19 protein-coding genes and 1 riboswitch are annotated in these 17731 nt (G+C 58.6%); of the genes, 12 read left to right on the top strand and 7 right to left on the bottom strand.

Annotation, left to right across the window (positions count from 1 at the left end):
• Positions 1 to 14: 14 nt before the first annotated feature.
• Positions 15 to 119: riboswitch (Fluoride riboswitch) on the bottom strand.
• Positions 120 to 165: 46 nt separating this feature from the next.
• Positions 166 to 855: a DUF1997 domain-containing protein gene (locus ACVWZJ_RS04225; protein WP_457394825.1), complete on the bottom strand. Its 690-nt coding sequence runs from the start codon at positions 853 to 855 to the stop codon at positions 166 to 168.
• On the bottom strand, positions 815 to 1438 hold the full coding sequence (hisIE, locus tag ACVWZJ_RS04220; protein WP_457394822.1) for a bifunctional phosphoribosyl-AMP cyclohydrolase/phosphoribosyl-ATP diphosphatase HisIE: 624 nt from the start codon (positions 1436 to 1438) through the stop codon (positions 815 to 817). The genes ACVWZJ_RS04225 and hisIE overlap by 41 nt, the downstream gene beginning before the upstream one ends.
• A gap of 278 nt (positions 1439 to 1716) precedes the next feature.
• Between hisIE and ACVWZJ_RS04215 the strand changes: the two genes are divergently transcribed.
• The 10 genes from ACVWZJ_RS04215 to ACVWZJ_RS04170 are packed head-to-tail and all read left to right on the top strand — an operon-like array spanning position 1717 to position 9718.
• The gene (locus tag ACVWZJ_RS04215) at positions 1717 to 2508 is read left to right on the top strand and encodes a phosphonate ABC transporter ATP-binding protein (protein WP_457394819.1); all 792 of its coding nucleotides are present in this window, start codon (positions 1717 to 1719) and stop codon (positions 2506 to 2508) included.
• A 46-nt stretch (positions 2509 to 2554) separates the two neighbouring features.
• Complete coding sequence (phnD, locus tag ACVWZJ_RS04210) at positions 2555 to 3451, top strand: phosphonate ABC transporter substrate-binding protein (RefSeq protein ID WP_457394816.1); 897 nt, start codon at positions 2555 to 2557, stop codon at positions 3449 to 3451.
• Positions 3420 to 4238, top strand: a complete 819-nt coding sequence (gene phnE / locus ACVWZJ_RS04205) for a phosphonate ABC transporter, permease protein PhnE (protein ID WP_457394813.1) — start codon at positions 3420 to 3422, stop codon at positions 4236 to 4238. Before phnD ends, phnE begins: the two co-directional genes overlap by 32 nt.
• A gap of 9 nt (positions 4239 to 4247) precedes the next feature.
• Entirely contained in the window at positions 4248 to 4667 is a 420-nt protein-coding gene (gene phnG, locus ACVWZJ_RS04200) for a phosphonate C-P lyase system protein PhnG (protein ID WP_011431834.1), read from the top strand.
• A gap of 8 nt (positions 4668 to 4675) precedes the next feature.
• Positions 4676 to 5245 carry a phosphonate C-P lyase system protein PhnH gene (gene phnH / locus ACVWZJ_RS04195; protein WP_011431835.1) on the top strand — a complete coding sequence of 190 codons (570 nt, stop codon included), beginning with the start codon at positions 4676 to 4678 and terminating at the stop codon, positions 5243 to 5245.
• Positions 5230 to 6282 (top strand): carbon-phosphorus lyase complex subunit PhnI, encoded by a 1053-nt coding sequence (locus tag ACVWZJ_RS04190; protein ID WP_011431836.1) that lies wholly within the window; start codon positions 5230 to 5232, stop codon positions 6280 to 6282. The genes phnH and ACVWZJ_RS04190 overlap by 16 nt, the downstream gene beginning before the upstream one ends.
• A complete protein-coding gene (locus ACVWZJ_RS04185) occupies positions 6266 to 7132 on the top strand; it encodes an alpha-D-ribose 1-methylphosphonate 5-phosphate C-P-lyase PhnJ (protein ID WP_457384690.1) in 867 nt (288 codons plus the stop codon). The genes ACVWZJ_RS04190 and ACVWZJ_RS04185 overlap by 17 nt, the downstream gene beginning before the upstream one ends.
• A complete protein-coding gene (locus tag ACVWZJ_RS04180) occupies positions 7125 to 7892 on the top strand; it encodes an ATP-binding cassette domain-containing protein (protein WP_011431838.1) in 768 nt (255 codons plus the stop codon). The genes ACVWZJ_RS04185 and ACVWZJ_RS04180 overlap by 8 nt, the downstream gene beginning before the upstream one ends.
• A gap of 10 nt (positions 7893 to 7902) precedes the next feature.
• Positions 7903 to 8598 carry an ATP-binding cassette domain-containing protein gene (locus ACVWZJ_RS04175; RefSeq protein WP_011431839.1) on the top strand — a complete coding sequence of 232 codons (696 nt, stop codon included), beginning with the start codon at positions 7903 to 7905 and terminating at the stop codon, positions 8596 to 8598.
• Positions 8579 to 9718: an alpha-D-ribose 1-methylphosphonate 5-triphosphate diphosphatase gene (locus tag ACVWZJ_RS04170; protein ID WP_011431840.1), complete on the top strand. Its 1140-nt coding sequence runs from the start codon at positions 8579 to 8581 to the stop codon at positions 9716 to 9718. The genes ACVWZJ_RS04175 and ACVWZJ_RS04170 overlap by 20 nt, the downstream gene beginning before the upstream one ends.
• A gap of 40 nt (positions 9719 to 9758) precedes the next feature.
• Here the strand turns inward: ACVWZJ_RS04170 and ACVWZJ_RS04165 are convergent, their stop codons facing one another.
• The 3 genes from ACVWZJ_RS04165 to ACVWZJ_RS04155 form a co-directional block, all read right to left on the bottom strand.
• On the bottom strand, positions 9759 to 12113 hold the full coding sequence (locus tag ACVWZJ_RS04165; protein WP_457394809.1) for a polysaccharide deacetylase family protein: 2355 nt from the start codon (positions 12111 to 12113) through the stop codon (positions 9759 to 9761).
• Positions 12114 to 12349: 236 nt separating this feature from the next.
• The gene (locus ACVWZJ_RS04160) at positions 12350 to 13543 is read right to left on the bottom strand and encodes an RNA-guided endonuclease InsQ/TnpB family protein (RefSeq protein ID WP_457394806.1); all 1194 of its coding nucleotides are present in this window, start codon (positions 13541 to 13543) and stop codon (positions 12350 to 12352) included.
• A 109-nt stretch (positions 13544 to 13652) separates the two neighbouring features.
• On the bottom strand, positions 13653 to 14144 hold the full coding sequence (locus ACVWZJ_RS04155; protein WP_071818135.1) for a phycobilisome linker polypeptide: 492 nt from the start codon (positions 14142 to 14144) through the stop codon (positions 13653 to 13655).
• Between the two features lie 239 nt (positions 14145 to 14383).
• Between ACVWZJ_RS04155 and ACVWZJ_RS04150 the strand changes: the two genes are divergently transcribed.
• Positions 14384 to 14938: a DUF4079 domain-containing protein gene (locus ACVWZJ_RS04150; protein ID WP_011431843.1), complete on the top strand. Its 555-nt coding sequence runs from the start codon at positions 14384 to 14386 to the stop codon at positions 14936 to 14938.
• Positions 14939 to 14971: 33 nt separating this feature from the next.
• Here ACVWZJ_RS04150 and ACVWZJ_RS04145 read toward each other — a convergent pair whose 3' ends face one another.
• A complete protein-coding gene (locus tag ACVWZJ_RS04145; protein WP_255344545.1) occupies positions 14972 to 15688 on the bottom strand; it encodes an E3 ubiquitin ligase family protein in 717 nt (238 codons plus the stop codon).
• A gap of 941 nt (positions 15689 to 16629) precedes the next feature.
• Here ACVWZJ_RS04145 and ACVWZJ_RS04140 point away from each other — a divergent pair.
• Entirely contained in the window at positions 16630 to 16779 is a 150-nt protein-coding gene (locus ACVWZJ_RS04140; protein WP_187147255.1) for a hypothetical protein, read from the top strand.
• Between the two features lie 63 nt (positions 16780 to 16842).
• On the opposite strand, the gene ACVWZJ_RS04135 is transcribed toward ACVWZJ_RS04140, so the two are convergent.
• Entirely contained in the window at positions 16843 to 17535 is a 693-nt protein-coding gene (locus tag ACVWZJ_RS04135; RefSeq protein ID WP_011431845.1) for a response regulator transcription factor, read from the bottom strand.
• Positions 17536 to 17731 lie beyond the last annotated feature (196 nt).

Below are 17731 nucleotides of genomic sequence, written 5' to 3'. Positions count from 1 at the left end.
CCCTGGATACCCCCAGAAGTGTAGGAGTCATCAGCCTCAGCCTTGGATGTCAGAACAATCCCAGAAGAATTCTGAATCGGTGCGAGGCGGTTGCGGTGAACTCCATCACCGGTTGCCGGAGCAAGGCTCAAAAGCCGACCGGCAACTGATCCCGCTTGCAGGGTATCATGCTTTCTCTTCCACAACAACTAGGCGATAGGGGCAATCTGGACGGCCAATGGAGCGGTAGAAATCCCGGCAGACATTGTCGGTAAAGCGATCGCTGAGGCCGCGGGTTACCTGCTGCACCACTTGACGGGCCACCCGATAAACCAACTTGCGGGGCAGAACCTGCAAAAACCTGGGCAAAGCCAGCCAGATCTCCAGATGAAGAGCCCAGTGAACACGGGTGGTGGGCAGGTCTTTCAGGGATCCCTGTAGCTCCTCCAGCCGGAAATCGGCTTGGCAGTTAACCCGGTAAGGCATTCCCTCATCGCCGGGCAACTCAATCGAGGTCAGACAAAACCGGTAATCTTTATCCGGCCAGATCTTGACCCCAAAACTGGGCTCCAGCTCAAACCCCAGCCCGCCCATGCGGAAAAACTGCAACCTGTAAGTCTCGGCAGACAAAGCTTCCACCTGCAATGGCCTGAAGCACCGCTGGATCCACTGGGCATGGCCTCTCAGGTAACGGGCCAAGGTCTCCCGATCGGTTTCCAGATCCACTTGGCCACAGCGCGCGGCTCGTAAATCCAGGTGGGCTTTGTCCAGGGAGGGATCCCAAGAGGACGGAGAGGGATCTGCGGGAGCACCGCCTTCGGGGGACATGGCCCTTTCACTTGGCGGAACGGCGGGCTTGGAGCTGGCGATAGACATCCCTAACATCTACCTGATAGTGAGCAAGGGCCACGAGGCAGTGGTACCAGAGGTCGGCCATCTCACGGGCCAAAGCCACGCGGTCTTGATCCTTAGCCGCCATCACCACCTCAGCCGTCTCCTCGCCAAGTTTCTTCAAAATGGCATTTTCCCCCTTGGCTAGCAAGCTGCTGGTGTAGGAATCGGGACGGGGATCCGCCTGGCGGGCCTTGACCACGGCAAACACCTGCGACAGGGTATCGGCTGCCGGGATGGGATCCCTTTGCAAAGGGCGAAAGAAACAGCTCCGCGCTCCTGTGTGGCACGCTGCATCCCCCACCTGCTCCACCAGGATGACCAGGGCGTCGCCGTCGCAGTCGTAGCGGATTTGTTTGACCCACTGCACATGGCCAGAAGTTTCCCCCTTAGGCCACAACGCCTGCCGCGAGCGGCTCCAAAACCAGGTGCGGCCTGTTTCCAGGGTTTTTTGCAGCGACTCCCGGTTCATCCAGGCCACCATCAGCACCGTCCCATCCAGGTAGTCCTGCACAATGGCCGGGATCAGGCCCTGTTCGTTGTAGCTGAGGCTGCCTAACCAAGCCATCTCCTCCGGTGAAAGGGCTCTGGGGGACTGCCAAGAGAGGCCCGAGATCACAGCAGCAGCCATAAGGGTTTGGCAGAAAACCAATCGAGATTATTAGCAGGATAGCAGAGCAAGCTCTCCCAGGAGTACCTCCAAGAGCGCCCTCCAGGCCAAAGCCAGTTTCGAGAAGCCATTGAGAAGTCCTGCTGCCCAGGCCAGCAAAGCTTAACTTGGTTTTAACTTCAGTATCAGGCCAATCTGCTAAGTTTGTTACCGGTTTTCCCGCCGTGAGGTAGCTTATGCGCATCCAAGTCGAGAACCTTTGGGTTGCCTTCAAAAACAAGGTTGCCCTAAGGGAGGTTTACCTTGACCTATTTGGCGATGGAGCGCAGGTTGTGGCCTTGATCGGACCTTCGGGAGCAGGAAAGTCGACCTTTCTTAGGCTTTTGAAAGGGATGGTCAAGCTCAGCGGCGGAAAAGTTTGGGTTGATTCTCTTCCTCTCCATGAAGGCCAAAGGGATGCCCTGCAACAGCTGCGCAGGCGCACGGCCATGGTCTACCAGACCTTTCAACTCATCGGGCGCCTGACGGTTCTGGAAAACGTTCTTGTTGGGCGTCTGCCTCACATGAGTCCCATTCGGGGTCTTTTCAAGCACTTTTCTGTTCAGGATTTGGCCAAGGCGGAAAAGCTGCTGGAAGAGGTAGGGTTGCTAGAGCATGCCTGGCAAAGGGCCGACGCTCTCTCAGGGGGGCAGCAGCAGCGAGTGGGTATTGCTCGCGCCTTGATCCAGGAGCCAGCCCTGATTCTGGCCGACGAGCCCATTTCGGCTTTGGATCCTAAAAATGCAAAGGTAATTATGGAGCTGCTGCTGGGAGCGGTGCGCCGCCAGGGGATTCCGTTGCTGGTTACCCTGCACCACCTAGAAATGGTGCGCCATTACGCCGATCGAGTCGTTGCTTTCAAGGAGGGCCGGGTTTTCTTCAATGGGCCGCTTTCCGATTTTACCTCTGAAAAGGAAAAGGAGCTCTACTTTGGGGAGAAGGAAACCCACGAGGCAAGCGAATGGTTTTCCTCAACCTTGATGGTCTAACAAGATCCACCTTCAACCGCAAGTTAACTGCAAAGGAGAAAACCTTATGCGGAGAAGAAAAATTCTGTTCCTTGCTGCCTTCCTCATGGGAATTTCCAGCTGGGTTCCAGGGCTGGCTCAGAAGCAAAACTGGCCCAAGGAGCTGGTGATTGCTGAAGTACCGGTGGAGAGTGCTGCCGATTACGAAGCTCGCTATGCTCCCTTTTTGGATTATCTCAAACAAAAACTGGGGATCCCCGTCCGCCTGTTTGTGGCCGGTGACTACACGGCGGTGATGGTCTCCCAGGCACAAGGCCAAACTCACGTAGCTTTCTACGGCCCTGGCTCCTACGTAGATGCCATTGAAAAGGCCAACGCTCCCATTGAAGCGTTCGTGAAAGAGGACTCGCTGCGCTCGGGTACCGTTTATCACTCCTTGATACTTTCCAAGAAAGGCAGTGGCATCAAAACTCTAGAAGACGCCAAGGGCAAAGATTTTGCTTTCGTCGACCCAGAGAGCACCTCTGGCTTCAAGGTGCCCATGGCCTACTTCTGTCTTGAGGCCAAAATCAAGCCCAAGGAGTATTTCAAGCGGGTGGCTTTTGCTGGCACCCACGAGTCGGTCATCTTGGGGATAGCTCAGGGAACCATTCCCGTTGGTGTAACCTGGGATACCGGGATCAGCATTGCCACCAACAAGGGGCAGATCAAAGGCATAGAGGACTTTGAGATCATCTGGAGATCGGATCCCATTCCTTCCTCTCCCTGGGCCTACCGTAAAGATCTGCCAGAGGATCTCAAGGAGGCCTTGCGCACGGCCTATCTGGAGTACGAAAACACGCCGGAGGGTCAGAAATGGCTGGAGGCTCGTGGGCTGAAGGGCTTTGAGCCGGCTAGCGACGCAGATTACGATCCCTTCCGCAAGGTCAACGATGCTCTTAAGAAACCTGAGTGCCAACTCTAGGAGACTTCCCCCCCTGCCAGCAGAGCTTAAGCGCAGGGAGCTGAGCACGGTTGTGCTGTATGGGGGGGTTTTTCTCGCTCTCTTGCTGACGGCGGAGCCTGCCGGGATCTCGCCAGGAAACTTGTTAGCTGGCTTGGGGAGGAGTGCGGCCTTCTTGGCTCGCTTCTTTCCTCCCAGCTTTTACTTCTTGCCCAACTTCCTTTACTCCCTGTTGCAAACCCTGATGATGGCCCTCTGGGGCACCTTCCTGGCCACTTTTCTCACGGTTCCCTTGGCCTTCCTGGGATCCAGAAATGTCATGCGTTCCCCTGCGGTTTACCTGCTTGTGCGCGGGCTCATGGATGTCCTCAGGGGGCTTAACGAACTGGTCTTGGCATTGGTTTTTGTGGCCGCGATTGGCCTAGGGCCGTTGCCAGGGATCCTAGCTTTGACCCTGCACACGGCGGGTGTGGCAGGCAAGCTCCTCTCAGAGGCCATCGAGACAGTAGATATGAAGCAGGTGGAGGCGGTAGAGGCTACAGGTTCCCACCCTCTCCTGGTTATTGCCTATGGCTTCTGGCCACAAGTGGCTCCTGCCTTTTACTCCAGCACTCTCTACCTTTTTGAGGTTAACGTGCGCTCGGCAACGGTCTTGGGCTTGGTGGGGGCAGGGGGCATTGGGTTTGATTTGATGCAGACCATACGAGCCTTTCGCTTTCAAGATGCGGCCACGGTCGTTCTCCTGATTCTGCTGGCTGTATTTACAATTGACAAAGTTTCGGCGCGGATCCGCCAGACCCTGATTTAGGAGGCTGGGATGCAGCCCCTAGAGATGCTAGAGCTGTTGCAGGAGGCCCCCGAGAAGGAGGTGCTGGCTTTGGCGCGGGAGGTCAGGCCTGCTCTGGGATCCAGCCAAAAGCTCAGGGAAGGGGCAGGGCTGCTGGCGCTCCCCTTTGAGGACTCCCGCACGGGGACGCCCTTCTACGTGGGAGAAGTGCTGGTCTACGAGGTCTGGCTGCGCTTTCCAAAAAAGGGAGTAGAAGGATACGGGATGGTGCTGGGGGAAAAGCCGCGTCTGGCGCGCGCCCTGGCCTACCTAGACGCCGCTCTGCAGGCGGGAATTGCTGTGGAGAAGATCCAGGCTTTGGCGCTAGCGGCTCAGAAGGATCTTCAAGAAGAAGACGAGCGCCTCTGGCGCAAGGTAGCTGCAACTCGCCTGGAGGTGGAGACTCTGTGAGCCTGGGGATGTCCAAAGCCTACGGCCCCACACCGGGACTGGCAGAAAAGCAAAGCCAGCAGGTCTTCCGGGCGTTGGTTAGGGCGTTGAGCTACCCTGGCCGTCTGGAGAGCTTTCCCGCTCGCTCCCTTCGCCAAGCCTTTCGCCTCATTGGGCTGACGCTGGTGGACGGCAATGTAGGGGTTTGGGCGCCAAGCTGGCTGCTGTCGGATTTGCGTGGGCAGGATCCCCGGCCTGTGGCTTTGGAGGCTGCTGACTTTGTCTTTGCCGAGCAGCTGGAGAGTTTGCCCGCTGGCCCAGACAGCCTTTTGGCTCTCAAAAGAGGCACCCACCTTGAGCCTGAAGCGGGAGCGACCCTTATCCTGGGGGCCCCCTTGGGCCGGGGATCCCCTGTGTTGCTCAGAGGGCCCGGCATAGCTGGGGAGATCCAGTTGGCTGTAGGCTTGCCCTCTCTGTTTTGGCAGCTGCGCTCCCAGATCCTGGCCTACCCGCTGGGAGTAGACATCCTGTTAACTGACGGCCCCCAAGTGGTAGGCTTACCCCGAAGCGTGGAGGTGGGTGGATGGGCTATGTCGTAGCGCGGGGCAGCCAAGAGGCCATTCTCAATGCCGAGGCCCTTTTTCGCGAGCTGTTGTCAGCGGCAGAAGCCAAAAGCAGGCGAGGCCGGACAAAGCAGCTGGCTGGGCTGCCCTATCTCCTGGATCATGTGATGGCAGAGGCGGGGCTGTGGGCTCCGGAGCTGGCGGCCACTGCCCTTGTGCAGACAGGGGGGGACCTCTACGAGGCCCTGCTGCTTCTGAGAGCACACCGGACTACTCTCCCTCGCCTAGGGAAAGCCCAGCTGCAGAAAAAGGAAGATCTCCTGCTGGTGCGTCGGCTTTCCTCGGCTTTCAAGAGCATTCCCGGCGGCCAGGTCTTGGGGCCCACCCTAGACTACAGCCTGCGTCTTTTGGGCTTTTCTGAAAGCCCCCCGCTAGAGCCGGCGGCCGTGGCTGCTGCCCAGCACTATCCTTCTGTGCGCAGCTGGCTGAGGGAGCAAGGTCTGCTGGAAGAAGATCCCACGGCAGAGCAGCAAGCCAGTAGCCCTGCTCCAGGGGAAGAGATTCCCGACTTGACGCGGCAGCCACTGCTGTTTCCAGCGCCGCGGGCCCACCGCCTGCAAGCTTTGGCCAGGGGAGATACGGGGGGACTTCTGGCTCTGGCCTACAGCGCCATGCGCGCCTACAACGTCCACACCCACCCAACGGTTGCCGAGTTGGGCGTGGGCTATCTCGAGGTACGCGCCTTTCATCCTGTGCGGGGGGGAAGCTTTCGCCTGGGGCGGATCCGCCTGGTCTTTACTGAGGTGGTGGGACACGGAGAAAAAGGATACCGCTTGGGCTTTGCCGCTAGCCTGGGTTGGAACGAGGGGCGGGCCATCGCTGGCGCCATGCTGGATTTGGAAATGGATCGCCCCAGCCATCCGGCTCGCAGCGAGGAGTTTGTCCTGGTGCATACGGATCCCGTGGAGGCCTCCGGCTTTGCCCTCCACTACAAGCTACCCCACTACGTAACCTTTCTCAGCAACTGGATGAGCCACTTCCAAAAGGAGGCCTCCCTTGAAACCCAAGCATAGCTATGCCTACCTGGATCCGGAGGCCAAGCGAGAAATTCGGCGCAAGGTTCTCAAGGCCCTGGCCATACCGGGCCATCAAGTTCCCTTTGCTAGCCGGGAAATGCCGCTGGCTCGCGGCTGGGGCACAGGGGGATTGCAGCTTACGCTCAGCCTGGTGGGGCCGCAGGACGTGGTGAAGGTCATTGACCAGGGGGCCGATGACTCTGTCAATGCCGCCAACTTGCGCCGCTTCATTGCCCAGGTCAGCGGCGCTCGAACAACCACCGACACGCTGGAGGCCACCCTCATCCAAAGCCGCCACCGCATCCCCGAGGAGCGGCTCCAAGAAGGTCAAATCCTAATCCTGCAAGTTCCCATCCCTGAGCCTCTGCGCTATGTGGAGCCCTCTGACGCCAGGGCGCGGGAGCTACATGCCCTGGGCGACTATAGCCTGCTGTGGGTGGATCTTTTTGAGGAGCACCTACGCCACGGCCGGAGCCGCAAGGGAGCGGCCTACCCAGTTCTGGTCCATGGGCGCTATGGGATGGATCCCAGCCCTATGCCCCGCTGGGATCTGCCCAAGCTGCATCTGGCAGCCCATATCACCCTCTTTGGGGCCGGGCGGGAGAAGCGGCTCTATGCCGTCCCTCCCTACACCCGGGTGGAGCCCTTGGCCTTTGTGGATCGGCCCTTCCAGCCGGAGCCCATTTTGGGATCCTGCCGTCGCAGCGGTTGCCGCCACGTCTTCCTCAACGCCATTCCCCAAGAAGATGGCAGCTTGGCCTATGAAATCTCCGACCAGGGCTATATGGAAAAGCTGCTGGCCGGGAAAACGAGCGGTCCTCTATTTGTGGAGAAAGAGCATGGCTGAGGAGACCCCCCTTCTGGAGCTGGTCAAGGTTTGCAAAGCCTACGGGGATCGCTGGGCGCTTAAGAACGTCAGCCTCAAGCTCTATCCCCAAGAGGTGCTGGGGGTGGTGGGAGCTTCCGGCAGTGGCAAGACTACTCTTCTGAAGATCCTTTACCTTCAGGAGACAGCCCAGGGGGAGTATCGGCTAAACGTGCCGGGTTGGGAGGGACGTAACCTGCTGTTGCTCTCTCGCTACGAGCAGCCTGCGGCGCGGCACTACCTGGCCATGGTCTATCAGGATGCCGCCCAGGCCCTGCGCATGGGCTTTGCGGCCCTGACTAATGTTGCGGAGCCCCTTGTCCTTAGAGGAGAACGGCGGTTTGGAGTGCTGGAAGCGGAGGCGCAGGAGGCTTTGGAGCGAGCCGATTTTCCTTTAGAGCGAGCCGGGGATCCCCCAGCTTCTCTTTCGGGAGGAGAGCGCCAGCGGGTACAGATTGCCAAAGCTTTAGTCCAAAAGCCTCTGGCTGTTCTTTTGGACGAGCCCACCACCGGTTTGGATTTGCTGGTGCAGGCCACCTTTCTGGATACTCTGCGCCGCCTCAAGCGGCAGTTGGGGATGAGCCTCATCCTGGTAAGCCACGATCTCTCGGTCGTGAGGGCTGTGGCGGATCGAATTGTGGTGTTGTACCAGGGGGAGGTAGTGGAGGAGGGATTGGCCGACCAAGTGCTGGAGGATCCTCGCCACCCCTTTACCCAGGATCTGGTTGCCGCAAGACTTTAGGAAGGGCAAGGTGTTGCAGGTCGTTAACTTAGAAAAGCGGTTCTTTCTTCACCGACTGGGGCGAGAGGTTCTGGCCTTCCAGCAGGTGAGCTTTTCCCTGCAAGCCGGAGAGTTTTTGCTGCTGGAGGGCCCCAACGGCTCTGGCAAGTCTTCTCTACTGCGAACCCTCTACCGCAGCTATTGGCCTACGGCAGGACAAGCCCTCCTGCAGACCCCTCTGGGAACGGTGGATCTGGCCCGCTTAGGGGATCGCGAGGTGTTAGCAATCCGCCGCGAGCGCATCGGCTACGTCAGCCAGTTTCTGGATCCCAGGCCCCGCACCACGGCCTTGGAGCTGGTTGCGGAGCCCTTGCTGTGGCAGGGAGTAGCGGAAAACCAAGCGCGACATCGAGCAGCAGAGCTGCTCCTGGAGCTGGGTCTGAAGCCAGAGTTGCTGGAGACTTTTCCAACCAGCTTCTCGGGGGGCGAGAAACAGAAAGTCAACTTGGCTCGCTCTCTCATCCACCCCTATCCGCTGCTGCTTCTGGACGAGCCCACCGCCAGCTTGGATACTGCAGCCAAGTTGGCCTTGCGAGAACGCCTACGAGCCTTGAAGCAGCAGGGAACAGCTATCATTGGCGTTTTTCACTCCTTAGACGATGTGTCGGGTTTGGTTGACAAAACCTATTCCCTGGAGGTGAGGGCAAATGTGGCTAGCAGGGCCTAAGCTAGTTCTCCCCGATGGTGTCCTCCCGGTGGGATCCCTGCGGCTGGAGGAGGAGCGGATTGCCGAGATTCGGCAGGGGCAAGTGGGGGAAGGGATCCCTTTGCGAGGACTTACCCTGGTGCCCGGCGTAGTCGACCTCCATACCGATAGCCTGGAGCCCGAGCTGGAGCCGCGCCCAGGGGTACAGCTGGCGGTGGACATGGCCTTGGGGATTTGGGAAAACCGAGCTTTGGCGGCGGGGATTACCACTGCCTTTGTAACTCTGTCCTTTTGGGAAGGCCTGCCTGGCTGGCGCAGCCCAGAAACGGCCTTGGCTATGGCAGAGCAGTTGGTGGCGCTGCGTTCCCAGCTGGCTCTGGACTTGAGGATCCACGCTCGCTATGAACTCTCGCGCCCCTTGGGAGCAGCAGCTGTTCGCCAAGCTCTCAGCCAAGGCTGGGTGGATCTCCTTTCCTTCATGGACCACACCCCCGGCCAAGGCCAATTCCGGACGCCGGAGGACTACATCCGCTACATGGCTCGCCATCTGGCCCGGCCTTCCGAGGAGGTTGCCGCTAGTTTGGCGGCCAAGGCGGGGGAGGAGACCTTGCAGAGCTTTGCCCAATTGGCTCAGCAAGCGCAAGCTTTGGGGGTACCTTTGGCTTCCCACGACGACGACTGCCCCGCCAAGGTTCAGTTAATGGCCAAGATGGGCCTGAAAATTAGCGAGTTTCCGGTTACCCTAGCAGCAGCTTTGGAAGCGCGGAAACTGGGCCTGCTGGTGGTCATGGGGGCTCCCAATGCCCTGAGGGGATCCTCCCATGTCGGCAATCTCTCCGCTTCGGAGGCTCTACAAGTAGGAGCCCTAGGCGCCTTGGCCACTGACTACTCCCCCGCTTCAGCCTTGAGGGCTGCCTTTGCCTTGGCGGAGAAGCAGCTGCTGGATCTGCCCCAAGCCATAGCTTTGGTCACTCACAACCCTGCCCAGGCGGTTGGTCTGCAGGATCGGGGAGCCCTTCGCCCAGGCCTAAGAGCCGATCTAGTGGTGCTGCGGGAGAAACCCTTCCAGGTTATGGGTGTATTCGTTGCCGGCAGGCCCGTCTTTCTCAGAGATAGCCTCTGTTGGAGGGGGGTCTTCTAGGCTTCCCGCCAAGGCCTAGGTTGGAAGGCGAAGACAAGACTTAGTCCTGCCCGAAGGCAACCCTGGGCAGCAGTTTCCGGGTTGGCTTGCGCTCCAGGGACAGGGCAGGCCGTTCCAAGCGCGTATCCACCAGTACCGAGGGAGAGGCCAAGTTAACGCGCTCCAGCAGACGCCGCAGCAGTTGAGCATCGATGATGTCCACCCCTTGGCGGGCTGTCGCCGTTCCGGCCACCAGGGGGGTAGGGGTGGCTGGAAGGGGGGATCCCATCTCACTGCGCTCAGGTGCAGCCAGCACCAATTCCGCCATTGCCTGGGCCAGCTCTTGACCATACACCCCATCAGGGCCCGAAGGGAGTAGATCCAGCCGTCCCTGCTGAGTGGCCAGGTGGCTCAACCCCAGTTGCACCGCCACCACCGCCGCCCCCCGATCCCCCCGCCTCAAAGTGCGTTGGCTGGCCAAGACGCTCTCTAGCTGGGCTTTGGCTGCATCTTGGTCGCTAGCTGGCAAAAGTTGCACTAGCCCTTCCAGCTGATCTCCCTCAGAGCCAGCCTTGGCCTCGGGATGGGGATCCTCCCGCCAAAGGCGAGTCAGGTCGTAGAGCAAGATGGCATGGGGCACAGGACGGCTGGGCTGGTTGGGACCGGCATGGCCGGTGGCGAGGATCTCCCCTTGGTAGACCAGGGAGGTGCTAAAGCCAGAGTCCAGCAGCACGGCTTCCCGGATCCCGGTTTTGGGCAGCAGACTGGCCAGGATGGCGGCGTTGACGTGGGTTTTGGTAACTCCGATCACCACCCGCTCCTGGTCATCTACCCCAAAGAAAGCTCTGGGGCGAAACTCAGCAGCGCTGGCAAGGCGGAACGAGTTGATCTCCGCCGGAGAGAGGGCATGGCCATCCTTAACCAGCCACAGACCGGCCACAAACAGATCCGTGACATCCGGCATCAACTGGCGGATGTTCTCCAAGTGGGTCATGGTGTCGGGATCAAAGGGCACAAAGCGGAGGCGATCCCTGCCCAGCAGCACCAGCGGCCGGCCGCGGATTGCCTGGTCATCTTCGGGACGACCGGGGATGAAGGTCTTGTGGTTGGCAGCCATCGCCGGCCCCACCATGACATTGCTGGCAGAGTTGATCCAAGGGATGGAGAAAAAGCTGCCATTGATGCCGGCATCGGCCTGGTAGCGCTGGGCCAGGGTGCTGACCTCGTAGCGCCGCTCCGCATGCACCGTAGCCGCCCGCCCGCCGCGAAGGGTGAGAACACGCACCTGGTTGATCACTTCGTCGGTCAAGGCCAACGGTTGGGTCACATCCAGCCGGTAGTCGGGGCTGCGGTTGAGGCTAAAGGTGCGGGCGCCAATGATGGCCTCGGTGATGCGAAACTGGTTAAAGCGTCGCACCTCCAGCAAGTTGGGCGATTGTCCTGTAAAACCGGGATCCATCGTAAAAGACATCCGGTAACCGGCATCGGCCAGGTATTGCTTCACCCGCTCGTCCCGGTTGCCTTCGGGATAGGCAAAGTAGTGGATGGGGTGGCCCAGCTCCTGCTCCAACTTGGCCTTGCAGTCAAACACCTCTCGCCGCAGACGGGCATCGTCTAGCACCCGCAGGTCAGGAGGATGGTTGACGGTATGGGCGGCAAAGTCGATCAGCCCGCTGGCATCCATCTCCCGCATCTGATCCCAGGTGAAGTGATCCTTGCTGGTGGGCACGCCGACAAAGCCGGTTTGCACAAAGTAGGTGGCGGGGTAGTTGTACTCCTTCAAAAGGGGGTAGGCGTTCTCGTACAGGCCCAGGTAGGCGTCGTCAAAAGTGAGCAAAATGGCTTTTTCGGGCAAGGGATCCCCGTCCCGCAGGTGTTTGTACAGTTGGTCGATGTGGATGGGGGTCAACCCCGCCTGCTTAATGGCCTCAAAGTGTTGCCGCAGCTCCGCCGCCGTAGTGTCGAACCAGACCTGCTTGCGGCCAGCCACCACATCGTGATACATGATGGCGGGCACATAAGAAAGGCTGGCCAAGGGATCCAAAGCAAAGGGATCCCGTTCCAGTTGGGTCTCTAAGGAGATGGGCAAGCGCTGTTGAGCCGCTTTAGCGTGGGCGCGGGGGGCAGCGATCTCCGCTAGAGGTGGCGAGAGCCCCGGCAGGCGGCTGACCCAGTCGGGATGAGCAGTTGCCCAGGCCACCAGGGCCCCAGCCCCAAATCCCAGCAGGATCACCAGCAAGCTTAAGAAGGGGAGTAACCTCGGTCGAGACTTGGCCAGCGGACGTCGAGAGGAAGAGGAAAAGCTTTGTCGTGGAGTGGGCGAGGGGTACGGCTGGGATCCCCTTGCTGACCCAAAGCCTGCATGGCCTTGGGGCATCGACCCTCCCAAGCGCGTCGGCTGTCGTCGAGATGTCATGGCCTCACTCCCCACTCCCAATTGCAAAAGCTCAGCCCTCGCCGGAACGCCTTTTCCTACCCAAAGCCCACCCCCAGGACAGCAGGAAAAGGCAGCCTTCCAGGCAACGGCAAAACCAACGCCAGCCTACCACCCCATCCTCAGGTTGGGGATAGGGGAGAAATCGCCGCATGCTTTCTACAGGGATCCCTCGTTGAAATTGTTTGAACCAGAACGGCCTGGACGGGTGGCGTAAACTACCCGACCCTGACTACTTCGCAGTACAGGGCGGGCTTTCGGTAGCCCTGCAGTTGGCAAGCCAACCACGAACCTCTAGGCTGGTTTACAGCAGCCCCCAAAAGCGCAATCACATTCGCACCATTCAAATCCGCATCCCCTTCCCATCCACAGTGTCCACACTTGAACGACTTACCACTGCGATAGGATTGCGCAGGGTCGGGATGGATGTGCAAACACCGGTGGCAGGTCTGCGACGTGTAGGCAGGCGGCACCAGAATCAAAGCAACCCCCGCACGCAGAGCCTTGTACTCCAAAAATTGACGGAGTTGATAAAACGCCCAGTTGTTGGCCCGTCTACGCTCTGTCTTGCTCCGTGGCTGTTGATTGACCCTTTCCCGGATCCCTGTCAGGTCTTCCAGAGCGATAGCACTGTTGGTAGCTTTTGCCCTGGAGACAATAGCTTTGGAGATGCGATGATTGACCCACGCCTGAAAGCGCCTCTCCTTGCCAGACAGCCGTTGCAACAGTTCTCTGCATCTGCGCCGCGAACTGCGGGTGCCCTTACTGGCTTTGCGTTGGAGTGCCGCCCTCAGCTTGGAGTAGTGGTCTCGGATTCGGTTCAACTGCTGTCCATTCCAGTTATCACCCTCTGACGTATGGGCAATATCCGTCCTTCCCAAGTCCACCCCCAGCACTCTACCCGTGCGTTGCGGTGGGGATGGCTCCGCTTCCACACAGATTTGAATGGAGTAGGAGCCGTCTTTACGCTTGACCAGGGTGGCAGATTTGGGATTGGAGCCCGCCAGCCGTTCTCTCTGGTAGCGGCCAATCGCCAGCTCAAAGCGCTCCCGACCCTCCACCGTGGTCAGCGACACCGACCAGTCTTTCTCGCGGAACGAAAAGATACGAGCGTCGTAGGTAGCGAAGCCACCCTTGAACGCTTTGACGGGGCGGTTTTTCTGTTGGGCAACTTTACGGGCACCGGCCAGCCGTCTGCAGACCTGCTGAGCCAAGTTACTGGACAAGCCGAACCGGGCACGGATTTCGCGGTAACACAGAGATTGAAGTTTAACGGCGTTGGTGACTTTCTCGGGCGTGTTTTGGTTGACCCAGTTCAACGCCTGCACAAAGGCATCCAAGGTCGCGTCCAACTTTGCGGCCTGCGACTGGGACACCTTGAGCTTACAGGAGACGGTCAGGACTTGGGTCATGGTTCTATCGTAACTTCCGCATTCCTCCCGACACTGACCCTACGGGTACAGTGCGGGGCTCCTGCGATTTCTAGCTGAAAGAACCCAGAACCTCCCAGGAAGCCGCCCGCTACTCAAGGGTGCTTAGCAGATTGGACTCGGCAATGCTGACGATCTTGCCTCCCATTTGGGTGATCCGTTTCACTTCTTGGGAAAGGCGGCTGAAGGGCACTTTGTACTCGACAACACTTCTGCGCACACCTCCTCCCACGAGGCCGGATACCTTGATGGCGAAGATTTTATCGCTATTCGGCAGCCCTCCTTCTGAGCTGCTGGCCTGAGCAACCTCTGGTTCTGGGGCCGATGCCACCTGAGGCGCCGTGGCGACGCTCTCCCGCTCCAGGAGTAGCCGCCAGCTGCGGGGATAGGCAGGCGCCAAACGATAGACCACCTTATAGGAGCCGGCTATGTGGTCATCCTCGGCCTCCACCTTCACCACAGTTCCCGCTGGAATGTCCAGCTTGGCCCCCTTAGACATGACTTTAATTCCCGGCCAATTGGTGGGCACATCCGTCAGCAGCTCGACCTCAAAGGCTTGATCCCCCAACAACAACTTGGCCATCTCAACAACTCCGTTTTGCTCAGCACTCAGTGGCGAGAGAGCCGCTCACAGCCACAGCTTTACCGTCAGACATTCTACCGCTGCCAGGTGCCCACCAGAAGCTTCCCGCTGGCATGGGTCAGCTGACGTCCTCCCTTCAACGAATTGAGGGAGATCACTGATGTCCTCCCATTCTAGAATTGGGGTGTTGTAGATTTGTTAAGCAGCTGTAGATTTATTGCGGAGGTAGAGGGAGCGCCATGAACCTGTTGAGCTTGGCCTTGCCGGATCTGTCGGCAGCTTCGGATGGGTTAGCCGCCACCTTGCAGCCCGTAGCCCAGTTTTTTGCCGGCCTTAACTTGCCCCAACCCATTGTGCAATGGGGTCACCCCTTGATGATGGGGATCGTGGTGGTGGTGATGGGCAGCTTTGTCGGCCTGACTGGGTGGCGAGGACGGGCCTTGCGTCTGGCAGCCGCCTCCACAGCGCCAGAGGGATCCCTGCCGGAAGCGGCCCAGAAGCCTCTGCTTGACCACCGCAAATTGGCCCCCTGGATGGCCACCTTCATTGCCTTGGGCTACACTGGCGGCCTTCTTTCTCTGGTGATGCAAGGGAAGCCCCTGTTGAGCAGCCCCCATTTTTGGACGGGATCCCTGGTGTTGCTGTTGTTGGCGGTGAATGGAGCTTTGTCCCTCAGCGGCTTTGGGGGCAACCGCGCTGCTTTGCGCACCACCCATGCCTATGTGGGCAGCCTCATTCTATGTGTACTGTTTGCCCATGCCCTGCTTGGGCTCAAGCTGGGTTTGTCGTTGTGAGTGGCAGTAGGCTTCCCTCTGCCTGGGCAGGAACTAGCGATAAGGCTGCAGGGATTGCAGCAGGTGGAGCACGGTGAAAATGCCGATACCCAGCAGGACGACGGATCCCACCAGGTAGCTGCTGGCATTGGAGCGCTGCTCTTCCAAGAGGGCTTCAGGGGATTTGGGGGCAATCATAAACCTTTCCCCAGAAAGGGGTTTTCGGATCACGGGATCCCCTGCCTCAAAACGCACCTGCCCCATGGTAAACGCCATCGCATCCACCGGAATCACCCATTCCTTATAGATAAAAGCTCGGGTGGAGCGATTTTCTGTTCTCACTCCGGAAAGGTAGCGCTTGAGATTGAAGTTGAACCGGCTGGGCCCTTTTCCTGGAAAAATATGCTCATCCACAACCGACATAGCCTCTATCTCCGCACCTGTGGGATCCACCCTCACCCTTCCAGTTTCGTCTTCGATGAAAAAAGGGATCTGGCGAACCACCGAGTGAAGGGTTTCGTCTCTCGTTCTCGTCTCTCTTTCAAGGAGATATTCCCGACCTGTGCTCGGATCGTAATACACGTTGGCGTAGTGTTTTTGGGGAGAGCTTACTTCGGAAAACGGCGATTTTTGAGGATAGCCTGGAGAGCCAAGCTGCTGGGGGTAGCCAGGGTTGGGCTTTTGTGGAAAAGAATTAGAGTAGTCGGGATCAACCCTTTTCTGAAAAGAACCGGAGTCAGAGTAGCCCAAGCCGGGCTTTTTCCCGACCATCTCCCCCGGATAGGATTTTGCTCGGGATCCCAAGCGTAGAGCGTTCTGATATTCGCCTTCGCTGATCCGTTCGCTATACGCTACATCGCCTCGGCTATTCAAATACCTTCGATAGCATTCGATCTCGTCATACTCCCAAGAGATCTCAGACTTGTAGTAGACGCAAGGCTGTCGCGAAAGTTCCGATACCAAAGGCCGATCGCACACAACCCTGCCGTAAACTTGAGCCAAGTTTGCTCCTTTTGCCTGGGGGTTGGTCTGACCGAGATGGCGAAGCTCGGCTATCTTGAGCAACCGAGTTGCAGAGAGCTGTTGAACCAACCTTTGGGAGCGCAAATACTCAACAAACGAAAACAGAGAGGCAGGAAGACAAAGCAGACCAAGCAGCATCAGCCAGTTCATAAAGGCCTTCCTTTCCGGGGGTGGGAGTGAAGTTGGCCTCATGCTAGCAGTTACCTGTGAAACAGGATTTAAGAGAAGTTTAAGGCAATCCCGAATGCGGGCAGTTCCAAACTTTACCAAGAAGCTAGGCCTGAAGCCCCGCCCTTCCAGGACGGCTTTTGCCCTGTTAGACCTGCGATAAGATACACCCACGCTGGTCAGAGAAGCCAAACTCCTCAACGCCACTCCAGCGCAGTACCAAGCCTTGGATGACAGAGTACACCGGCCAGGTGGTGGGGCTGGATGTGGGCGACAGCAGTGGGCAAGCTGTGCCGTGTCTCCAGTTTTTGCGTCGTGCCGAAAGGAGATTGAAGCAACAGCAAAGAAGACTGAGCAGAAAGTTAGGCCCACGGCCCGCTGGCGTGAATAGGAAGGGGGTAAAACCTCAATACAGCAACTACCACAAGTAGAGGAAGCGGCTTGGCGAGGTACACTTCAACCAAATCAAAGTCTGGCGCCAGCGTAGAGACCGGGTTATTGAGCTAGCCCAGTGTGTGGGAATGTCTCACGACATTGTGGTTTATGAGGACTTGCAGGTGCAGAACTTGGTGAGAAATCACCACTTGGCCAAGTCTTTCACGCTAGCGGCGCGGAGCGCTTGGGGGAACGACTGGGGAGATAGGCACCGCCGTCGTGGAGGGGAAACCTGATACAGCTAAGTGCTGTCGCAGAACCAGGAACCAGAATCCTTGCTCTTTGGGGCGGGGGGCATGTCAATCGCGCAACACGTAGCCTACCCCGCGCACCGTCTGGATAAGGCGCTTCTCCCCTGGGCCTTCGATCTTGAGGCGCAAGTAGCGAATATAGACCTCGATGATATTGGAGTCGCCCGTGAAGTCGCAGCCCCACACATGCTCTAAGATCTGTTGGCGGGTGAGCACCTGACGGGGGTGTTCCATCAAGTAGCGCAACAGGTCGTATTCTTTGGCCGTCAGCTCCACCTGTCGCTCTCCCCGGGTTACCTCCCGCGTTACGGGATCCAGAATCAGATCCATGAACACCAACTGGCCGTCGCGGGATCGCCTTGGCTGCCGCAAATAGATCCGTATCCGAGACAGCAGCTCCTGAATGCTGAAGGGTTTGACCACGTAATCATCCGCCCCGGCATCCAACCCCGCTGCTCGATCCGACACCTCATCTCTGGCGGTCATCAACACCACCGGCACGCGGTTGCCCGTTGAGCGCAGTCGCCGACAAATTTCCAAACCTGAGATGCCGGGCAACATCCAGTCCAACAGCACCAAGTCGGGGTTTTGGTCGCAGGCTGCCCTCAACCCGGCCATGCCATCGCTGGCTACGCTGACTCGATATCCCTCACAGGTCAGCTCCGTTTCCACAAAACGAGCCAGCTTAGCTTCATCTTCGATCACCAGAATGTGGGCAGAAGAGGGTTCAGGCTCTGGCATACGCTCTCTTGCTGAATCCAAGGAAGACGCCGAAAAACTTGCTCATTGCCCCCAAGCATATCTCAACCGTATGGATTGGCAGTCGAGATGACTGAATCCGTCCCAGCCTGCAACAGCCTTGTGGAATTGCCTGGGGTTGATATCAGCAAGTGCTTTGAGTTATTCAAAAGGCATTCATGTACCTTATCACCATGAG

This window comes from Thermostichus sp. OS-CIW-29 (assembly GCF_054058195.1).
This window is presented reverse-complemented; position numbering and strand designations above follow the sequence as displayed.

Bases quoted from the DNA above. Each gene is read 5' to 3' on its own strand.
- phnG (WP_011431834.1), top strand. From the start codon at position 4,248: ATGCAGCCCCTAGAGATGCTAGAGCTGTTGCAGGAGGCCCCCGAGAAG.
- phnH (WP_011431835.1), top strand. From the start codon at position 4,676: ATGTCCAAAGCCTACGGCCCCACACCGGGACTGGCAGAAAAGCAAAGC.
- phnD (WP_457394816.1), top strand. From the start codon at position 2,555: ATGCGGAGAAGAAAAATTCTGTTCCTTGCTGCCTTCCTCATGGGAATT.
- ACVWZJ_RS04145 (WP_255344545.1), bottom strand. From the start codon at position 15,688: ATGGTCGGGAAAAAGCCCGGCTTGGGCTACTCTGACTCCGGTTCTTTT.
- ACVWZJ_RS04135 (WP_011431845.1), bottom strand. From the start codon at position 17,535: ATGCCAGAGCCTGAACCCTCTTCTGCCCACATTCTGGTGATCGAAGAT.
- ACVWZJ_RS04225 (WP_457394825.1), bottom strand. From the start codon at position 855: ATGTCTATCGCCAGCTCCAAGCCCGCCGTTCCGCCAAGTGAAAGGGCC.
- ACVWZJ_RS04155 (WP_071818135.1), bottom strand. From the start codon at position 14,144: ATGGCCAAGTTGTTGTTGGGGGATCAAGCCTTTGAGGTCGAGCTGCTG.
- ACVWZJ_RS04180 (WP_011431838.1), top strand. From the start codon at position 7,125: ATGGCTGAGGAGACCCCCCTTCTGGAGCTGGTCAAGGTTTGCAAAGCC.
- hisIE (WP_457394822.1), bottom strand. From the start codon at position 1,438: ATGGCTTGGTTAGGCAGCCTCAGCTACAACGAACAGGGCCTGATCCCG.
- ACVWZJ_RS04160 (WP_457394806.1), bottom strand. From the start codon at position 13,543: ATGACCCAAGTCCTGACCGTCTCCTGTAAGCTCAAGGTGTCCCAGTCG.
- ACVWZJ_RS04165 (WP_457394809.1), bottom strand. From the start codon at position 12,113: ATGACATCTCGACGACAGCCGACGCGCTTGGGAGGGTCGATGCCCCAA.
- phnE (WP_457394813.1), top strand. From the start codon at position 3,420: ATGCTCTTAAGAAACCTGAGTGCCAACTCTAGGAGACTTCCCCCCCTG.
- ACVWZJ_RS04170 (WP_011431840.1), top strand. From the start codon at position 8,579: ATGTGGCTAGCAGGGCCTAAGCTAGTTCTCCCCGATGGTGTCCTCCCG.
- ACVWZJ_RS04215 (WP_457394819.1), top strand. From the start codon at position 1,717: ATGCGCATCCAAGTCGAGAACCTTTGGGTTGCCTTCAAAAACAAGGTT.
- ACVWZJ_RS04190 (WP_011431836.1), top strand. From the start codon at position 5,230: ATGGGCTATGTCGTAGCGCGGGGCAGCCAAGAGGCCATTCTCAATGCC.
- ACVWZJ_RS04150 (WP_011431843.1), top strand. From the start codon at position 14,384: ATGAACCTGTTGAGCTTGGCCTTGCCGGATCTGTCGGCAGCTTCGGAT.
- ACVWZJ_RS04140 (WP_187147255.1), top strand. From the start codon at position 16,630: ATGTCTCACGACATTGTGGTTTATGAGGACTTGCAGGTGCAGAACTTG.